Source organism: Neisseria sp. P0022.S010 (assembly GCF_051956635.1).
The window spans coordinates 1-7,349 of record NZ_JBQCXF010000136.1; the positions used below are offsets into that span (position 1 = coordinate 1).

Below are 7,349 nucleotides of genomic sequence, written 5' to 3' on the forward strand. Positions count from 1 at the left end.
CGTGAAATTTAGCACAAAAGCCGAAACTTTGCAGGCTCAACAGGCAGGTGCGCAATTATTTGTCTGCGCCGAAGCATCGCAACTGAGCAACCCGACTGCCCTCGCCCTCTTCGCTTCCCTTGAAGAAAGTCAAAATTTCGCCGACACCAAAATCCCGACGGACAACGGTTTGCAGGCAGTCGCCGTCGTCCGCCTCGAAAAAACCGACCGCGCCGCATTGAACAAAGCCGCCGCCGAAGCCGCCAAATGGGCGCAAAACCAAGAAACGGTCAATGTGGACGTTCATGCCTTTGAAGAAGCGCAAGCGGCAGCCGTTGCCGAAGCCTTCGCCATCGCTTTCGGCAACGCCGCCTACCGTTTCGACCGCTACAAAAAAGAAGCCAAGCCCGCCAAATTTACAGAAGCCGTGTTCCACAGCGCACACGAAGCCGCCGTCAAAGAAGCCCTGCGCGTTGCCGAAGCGCAAGTTTACGGACAAAGCCTCTGCCGTGACTTGGGTAATGCCGCACCGAACGAGTGCACGCCCGAATTTTTAGCGCGTACCGCCAAAGCCGAAGCCGAAAAACTGGGCGCACACGCCAAAATCATTGAAAAAGACTACATCAAAGAAAACATGGGTTCGTTCTGGTCGGTCGCCAAAGGCAGCGTCGAAGACCCATATTTGGTCGAACTGAGCTATTTCGGTGCGGCCGACAAAGAAGCCGCACCTGTGGTATTGGTCGGCAAAGGCATTACCTTCGACACCGGCGGCATCTCCCTCAAACCCGGTCTGAACATGGACGAAATGAAGTTTGACATGTGCGGCGCGGCAACCGTCATCAGTACTTTCTGCGCCGCCGTCAAACTGCAACTGCCGATCAACCTGATTGCCGTTGTCGCCACCTGCGAAAACATGCCTTCCGGCGCAGCCAACAAACCGGGCGACGTCGTGAAAAGCATGAAAGGCTTGACTATCGAGGTATTGAACACCGATGCCGAAGGCCGTCTGATTTTGTGCGACGCGCTCACTTACGCTGAACAATTCAAACCTAAAGCCGTTATCGACGTTGCCACTCTGACCGGCGCGTGCATTATCGCCTTGGGTCATGACGTCAGCGGCGTGATGGGCAACAACCAGGATTTGGTCGACAGCCTGCTGGCCGCTTCCCGCAACGTGGACGACAAAGCATGGCAACTGCCACTCTTTGAAACCTACAAAGACCAACTCAAATCCAACTTTGCCGACATTCCCAACATCGGCACGCCCGGTGCAGGCACGATTACCGCCGCCACCTTCCTGTCTTACTTCACCGAAGATTACCCGTGGGCGCACCTCGACATCGCAGGTACCGCATGGAAATCCGGCGGTGAAAAAGGCGCGACCGGCCGCCCTGTTCCATTATTGCTGAACTATCTGCGCAATGTGAAATAAATCTTGAGGGAAGCCTGGGGGGTTAATCGTTTCAACCCCGCAGGCCGTCTGAAAACGGAATCCGCATATCTGACTCAACCTGACAAACGGAGAACCGCTATGAAACCACTATTTGCCGCATTATCTGTCGCCCTTCTGCTCGGCACATCTCTAAACGCCCAAGCCGCCGAACAAACCACCTCCACCGACCGCAGCATCCAAGTGTACAAAAAAGCCGACTTGGCAGAATGGAACCGCGAAAACGCAGCCGGAGGCCAAGGCCCCTTGCTCGGCAGCTTTGCCTTCACGCGCCATCAAACCGCCGACCAAGACGCATTCAAAGAAATCGGCTGGCTCACATTGCCGCCGGGCGCTTCCATCGGTCAGCACAAACATACCGGCAATGAAGACGTTTACATCATCGTATCCGGCAAAGGCCTGTTTACCGACAGCGAAGGTAAACAGACCGAAGTCGGCGCAGGAGACATTACCATCGCCCGCCCCGGCCAGTCCCACGCACTCAAAAATATCGGCAAAAAGCCGTTGGTATTCTTGGATTTGATCGCCGAAACCGCAGGTGCTAAAGCCGCCGAAACCAAGTAATGCTTTCAATGAAAGCAAACTATCTGCCGTGACTTTCTGCCTTACCCAAACCAGGCAGCAGAAAGATTGTTCCGTTTTCATTTAAACCTGCATACAAGCCAAAGGCCGTCTGAAAACCACGCTTCGTTTTCAGACGGCCTTTTTTCTCAAAAATCTTATCATATTAATAATGAAATGTTATATAATAACAGCCTTTCGAAATATGATGAGAAACTAAAATGACACAAACCACACTCAAACCCATTGTTTTATCTATTCTTTTAATCAGCACCCCATCCTCTCCCAAGCGCATGAAACCGAGCAGTCGGTTGACTTAGAAGCAGTTACCGTCGTCGGTAAAAGCCGTCCGCGCGCCACTTCGGGGCTGCTGCACGCTTCGACCGCCTCCGACAAAATCATCTCCGGCGATACTTTGCGGCAAAAAGCCGTCAACTTGGGCGATGCTTTGGACGGCGTACCGGGCATTCATGCCTCGCAATACGGCGGCGGCGCGTCCGCGCCTGTGATACGCGGTCAAACAGGCAGACGGATTAAAGTGTTGAACCATCACGGCGAAACGGGCGACATGGCGGACTTCTCGCCAGACCATGCCCTGATGGTGGACAGCGCCTTGTCGCAACAGGTCGAAATCCTGCGCGGCCCGGTTACGCTCTTGTACAGCTCAGGCAATGTGGCGGGTTTGGTGGATGTTGCCGATGGCAAAATCCCCGAAAAAATGCCTGAAAACGGCGTATCGGGCGAAGCCGGATTGCGTTTGAGCAGCGGCAATTTGGAAAAACTGACATCTGCAGGCATCAATATCGGTTTAGGCAAAAACTTCGTGCTGCATACCGAAGGCTTGTACCGTAAATCGGGCGATTACGCCGTACCGAGCTATCAAAAAGAAGAAGGCCGTCTGAAACGACTGCCCGACAGCTATGCCGATTCCAAAACAGGCAGCATCGGCCTGTCTTGGGTAGGCGAAAAAGGCTTTATCGGCGTGGCGTATAGCGACCGCCGCGACCAATACGGCCTGCCTGCCCACAGCCACGAATATGATGATTGCCACGCCGACATCATCTGGCAGAAGAGTTTGATTAACAAACACTATTTGCAGCTTTATCCGCACCTGCTGACCGAAGAAGACATCGATTACGATAATCCAGGTTTGAGCTGCGGCTTCCACGACGACGATAATGCACACGCCCATGCCCACAACGGCAAACCGTGGATAGACCTGCGCAACAAACGCTACGAACTCCGCGCCGAATGGAAGCAACCATTCCCCGGTTTTGAAGCCCTGCGCGTACACCTGAACCGCAACGACTACCACCACGACGAAAAAGCAGGCGATGCAGTAGAAAACTTCTTCAACAACAAAACACACAACGCCCGTATCGAGTTGCGCCACCAACCCATAGGCCGTCTGAAAGGCAGCTGGGGCGTGCAATATTTGGGACAAAAATCCAGCGCGCTTTCCGCCATTCCCGAAACCGTCCAACAACCAATGTTGATTGACAACAATGTGCGCCATTACAGCTTTTTCGGTGTAGAACAGGCAAACTGGGACAACTTCACGCTTGAAGGCGGCGTACGCGTGGAAAAACAAAAAGCCTCCATTCAGTACGACAAAGCATTGATTGATCGGGAAAACTACTACAACCAGCCCCTGCCCGACCTCGGTGCGCACCGCCAAACCGCCCGCTCGTTCGCACTTTCGGGCAACTGGTATTTCACGCCACACCACAAACTCAGCCTGACCGCCTCGCATCAGGAACGCCTGCCGTCAACGCAAGAACTGTACGCGCACGGCAAACACGTCGCCACCAACACCTTTGAAGTCGGCAACAAACACCTCAACAAAGAGCGTTCCAACAACATCGAACTCGCGCTGGGCTACGAAGGCGACCGCTGGCAATACAATCTGGCACTCTACCGCAACCGCTTCGGCAACTACATCTACGCCCAAACCTTAAACGACGGACGCGGCCCCAAATCCATCGAAGACGACAGCGAAATGAAGCTCGTGCGCTACAACCAATCCGGTGCCGACTTCTACGGCGCGGAAGGCGAAATCTACTTCAAACCGACACCGCGCTACCGCATCGGCGTTTCCGGCGACTATGTACGAGGCCGTCTGAAAAACCTGCCATCCCTGCCCGGCAGGGAAGATGCCTACGGCAACCGTCCTTTCATCGCGCAGGACGACCAAAACGCGCCTCGTGTTCCGGCTGCGCGTCTCGGCTTCCACCTGAAAGCCTCGTTGACCGACCGTATCGATGCCAATTTGGACTACTACCGCGTGTTCGCCCAAAACAAACTCGCCCGCTACGAAACGCGCACGCCCGGACACCATATGCTCAACCTCGGCGCAAACTACCGCCGCAATACGCGCTATAGCGAGTGGAATTGGTACGTCAAAGCCGACAACCTGCTCAACCAATCCGTTTACGCCCACAGCAGCTTCCTCTCTGATACGCCGCAAATGGGCCGCAGCTTTACCGGCGGCGTGAACGTGAAGTTTTAAAACTAGATAGGCAAACAAAAAAGGTTTTCAGACGGCTATCTGAAAACCTTTTTCTTGTTTTAACCAATCATTTAAAACTGACTATTAATCTTTCAATACATCTTGCACAGCCGCTTGAATTTTAGCCGCCGCTGCTTCGATTTGCTGCTGTTCGGTAGATTGGCTTGCCACTGTTTCAGCCGGAGCAGCTTGTGAAACTGGCGCGGCTTGTGGAGCTGCAGCTTTAGGCTCAGATTCAGTTTGCGGCGCAGTCAGCGGCAAACGCGCCAATACAGTGCTGACGCCGGTTACTTTATCGCCAATCGCCACTTGCGCCTGCGCATCGACAGGCAGATACATATCCACGCGCGAACCAAAGCGGATAAAGCCATAGCGTTCACCACGGGACAGTTTCGCACCGGCTTGGGTGTAGCACAAAATACGGCGTGCCACCAAACCGGCCACTTGAACAAAAGTAATTTCACGACCTGAAGCCGTAGTCGCCAACACCGCGTTACGTTCGTTTTCCGTGCTGGCTTTGTCCAAATCCGCATTCACGAATTTGCCTTTGTTATAAACCACTTTCGTTACCGTACAATCGGCAGGCGATTTTTGCGAATGCACGTTGAACACGTTCATAAAAATACTGATTTTCAAAGCATCGACATCACGATACGGATCGCGTGCGCGCTCGACCACCACGATACGGCCGTCAACCGGACTCAACACCGCTTCAGGATTTTGCGGAATCTCACGCGCAGGGTCGCGGAAAAACTGCAGAGCAAATACGGTAAACACCCAAAACGGCAAAGACCACCAGCCGCAGCACATCGACACCAACAGGCTCAAAGCCAAACCGCCGCCGATAATCGGCCAGCCCTCGCGGGCGATTATCGGGTGGGGATACAAACGGTTCATTACTTATCCTTCATTTAATAATTTCAAAATTGCCGCCATTATATCTGAAACTCCAAACATTGAGGCCGTCTGAAATGTTCAGACGGCCGGTGTCTTTTGTAAAAAATACTCAACATAGATAAAGTTTAAATCTCGGCAACACAATGACGCAGCGTCCTCAACAAGCAGCTCACACGAGCCAACAATACGCTGCAAATATCATTTAGACCAAACCTCTTCCCTCGATTATCTCGACAAACCCAGTATAACCGCCAACACCAGCCAAATCCAATGCCGACGGCGTGATGTAGAGAACAAAGAGCGTTGAGACAGCAAACGCGTTTGGCTCAACTGATACGCCACATCTGCGAGCTTAATCAACTGATTGCCCTGTCGTTTTTTGCTTTCTTCCGCTTTACGCAGTTTCAAATTTTCCGCTTCAATCCGCAGCCGCACCAGTTTGGCTTCCAAAATCAGCAGCTCGCGCGCTTCTTCATACTCCTGTTGCTTCATCGTCCGCCCCCTTGTCTATCTCACCGCGCAAATACGCAATGTCCGTCCGAATATCCTGCAAGGTTTCAGCCACACGACTGCCCTGCTCCCGATAATCTGCCGATACTTTGCGAAACAATACGGCAATAATCAGCAGGCTCACGAAGAAAATGCCGAAAAACACCCACAACGCCGCCACATCCGACAACACGCGGTTCAAGCCGAACAGCAAACCGACCAAGCCCACCATCAACAGCGCGCCGGACAACACCAGCCAAACCGCCAAACGGAACACATTCTCCGCCTGACGCGTCAAATCCAAGCTCAATACCTGCAAACGCAACAGCAGCAAATCCGCGCCCTGATTCAACAAAGCCTTGCCATGTTCAAAACGTTGGCGAATCCCCATCTCGATTATCCTTTTTCTCAGGAAACATAAGGCTAAGGCCGTCTGTACGGCGCAATGAAATCCAAGATTTCATGTGTACGCCTGTTCAGACGGCCTTAACATATTCACATTAACGGCGGTTCAACAACACACCGACAACCAAACCGGCCAATGCGGCAAAACCCATCGCATAGTATGGTTTTTCATGCACCACTTCATCAGCATGTTTGGCACCGCGTTTCAAACGCTCGCCCGCATCGGCTTCAAATTCGGCAAAGCGCTCTTTGCCTTCTTTAAAACGCTCCTGGGCCGCTTCTTCAAACTGCTCGTATTTCTCACGCGCACGCTCGGCATGATGGCGTAAACGTTCGCCGGCCTCTTCTTCAAAACGGCTCAAACGCTCTTTGGCCGCGGCCAATTTTTCTTCCAATTTGGCCCGGGCTTTGCCGCCCTCTTCCGAACCGGCTTCCACACCGTCGCGGTACAACTCTTCCACATCATCCATCACTTCTCGGATGTCTTTCAGCAAAGCCTCGCGACGTGCTTCAAAATCGTGTTTTTTCATGTTTTTCTCCTTGAGATAGGTTGATATGGTTACAGACTATTTATCTGTTAATCAATTATAAACATTTCTCTCCGGTTATCGCATTAATTCCAATCAAATTAAGTATCAAATATGTAAAAACAACCAAATGAAATTAAAAAAGGCCGTCTGAAAACTTCAGACGGCCTCTTCAATTCAGCTTAAAGACTTAAGTCTTATGCCAAACCTTTTGCTTTCAACACTTCCAGCATGGTAGTGCCCAACTCGGCAGGGCTGCGGGTGTAAGCGATACCAGCTTTTTCGAAAGCGGCGAATTTTTCTTCGGCAGTACCTTTGCCACCGGAGATAATCGCACCGGCGTGGCCCATGCGTTTGCCTTTAGGGGCGGTCACACCTGCGATGTAGCCGACAACGGGTTTAGTGACGTTGGATTGGATGTATTCGGCTGCTTCTTCTTCCGCAGTACCGCCGATTTCACCGATCATGATGATGGCGTCGGTATCTGGGTCTTCTTGGAAGAGTTTCAGTGCGTCGATTTGGTTCATACCAG

General features: G+C 52.4%; 6 protein-coding genes and 2 pseudogenes. 3 read left to right on the top strand and 5 right to left on the bottom strand.

Features of this window, described 5'->3' with window-relative positions:
* Position 1 precedes the first annotated feature (1 nt).
* From ACTHUT_RS11720 to znuD, 3 genes and pseudogenes are all read left to right on the top strand, one after another.
* Positions 2–1,411 carry a leucyl aminopeptidase gene (locus ACTHUT_RS11720; RefSeq protein ID WP_440385564.1) on the top strand — a complete coding sequence of 470 codons (1,410 nt, stop codon included), beginning with the start codon at positions 2–4 and terminating at the stop codon, positions 1,409–1,411.
* 99 nt (positions 1,412–1,510) lie between these two features.
* Positions 1,511–1,993, top strand: coding sequence for a cupin domain-containing protein (locus tag ACTHUT_RS11725; protein WP_070713367.1), 483 nt, complete (start codon positions 1,511–1,513; stop codon positions 1,991–1,993).
* Positions 1,994–2,211: 218 nt separating this feature from the next.
* Positions 2,212–4,499 (top strand): annotated as a pseudogene (gene znuD / locus ACTHUT_RS11730) (TonB-dependent zinc receptor ZnuD).
* Between the two features lie 84 nt (positions 4,500–4,583).
* On the opposite strand, the gene ACTHUT_RS11735 reads toward znuD, so the two are convergent.
* The 5 genes and pseudogenes from ACTHUT_RS11735 to ACTHUT_RS11755 all read right to left on the bottom strand — a co-directional run.
* Complete coding sequence (locus ACTHUT_RS11735; protein WP_311398427.1) at positions 4,584–5,396, bottom strand: phosphatidylserine decarboxylase; 813 nt, start codon at positions 5,394–5,396, stop codon at positions 4,584–4,586.
* A 225-nt stretch (positions 5,397–5,621) separates the two neighbouring features.
* Positions 5,622–5,888: a hypothetical protein gene (locus ACTHUT_RS11740; RefSeq protein ID WP_440385563.1), complete on the bottom strand. Its 267-nt coding sequence runs from the start codon at positions 5,886–5,888 to the stop codon at positions 5,622–5,624.
* A complete protein-coding gene (locus ACTHUT_RS11745; protein WP_295697042.1) occupies positions 5,869–6,276 on the bottom strand; it encodes a phage holin family protein in 408 nt (135 codons plus the stop codon). The genes ACTHUT_RS11740 and ACTHUT_RS11745 overlap by 20 nt, the downstream gene beginning before the upstream one ends.
* A 109-nt stretch (positions 6,277–6,385) precedes the next feature.
* Positions 6,386–6,820: a DUF883 family protein gene (locus tag ACTHUT_RS11750; RefSeq protein ID WP_070843376.1), complete on the bottom strand. Its 435-nt coding sequence runs from the start codon at positions 6,818–6,820 to the stop codon at positions 6,386–6,388.
* Positions 6,821–7,014: 194 nt separating this feature from the next.
* A pseudogene (locus ACTHUT_RS11755) lies at positions 7,015–7,349 on the bottom strand (succinate--CoA ligase subunit alpha); the annotation flags it as partial.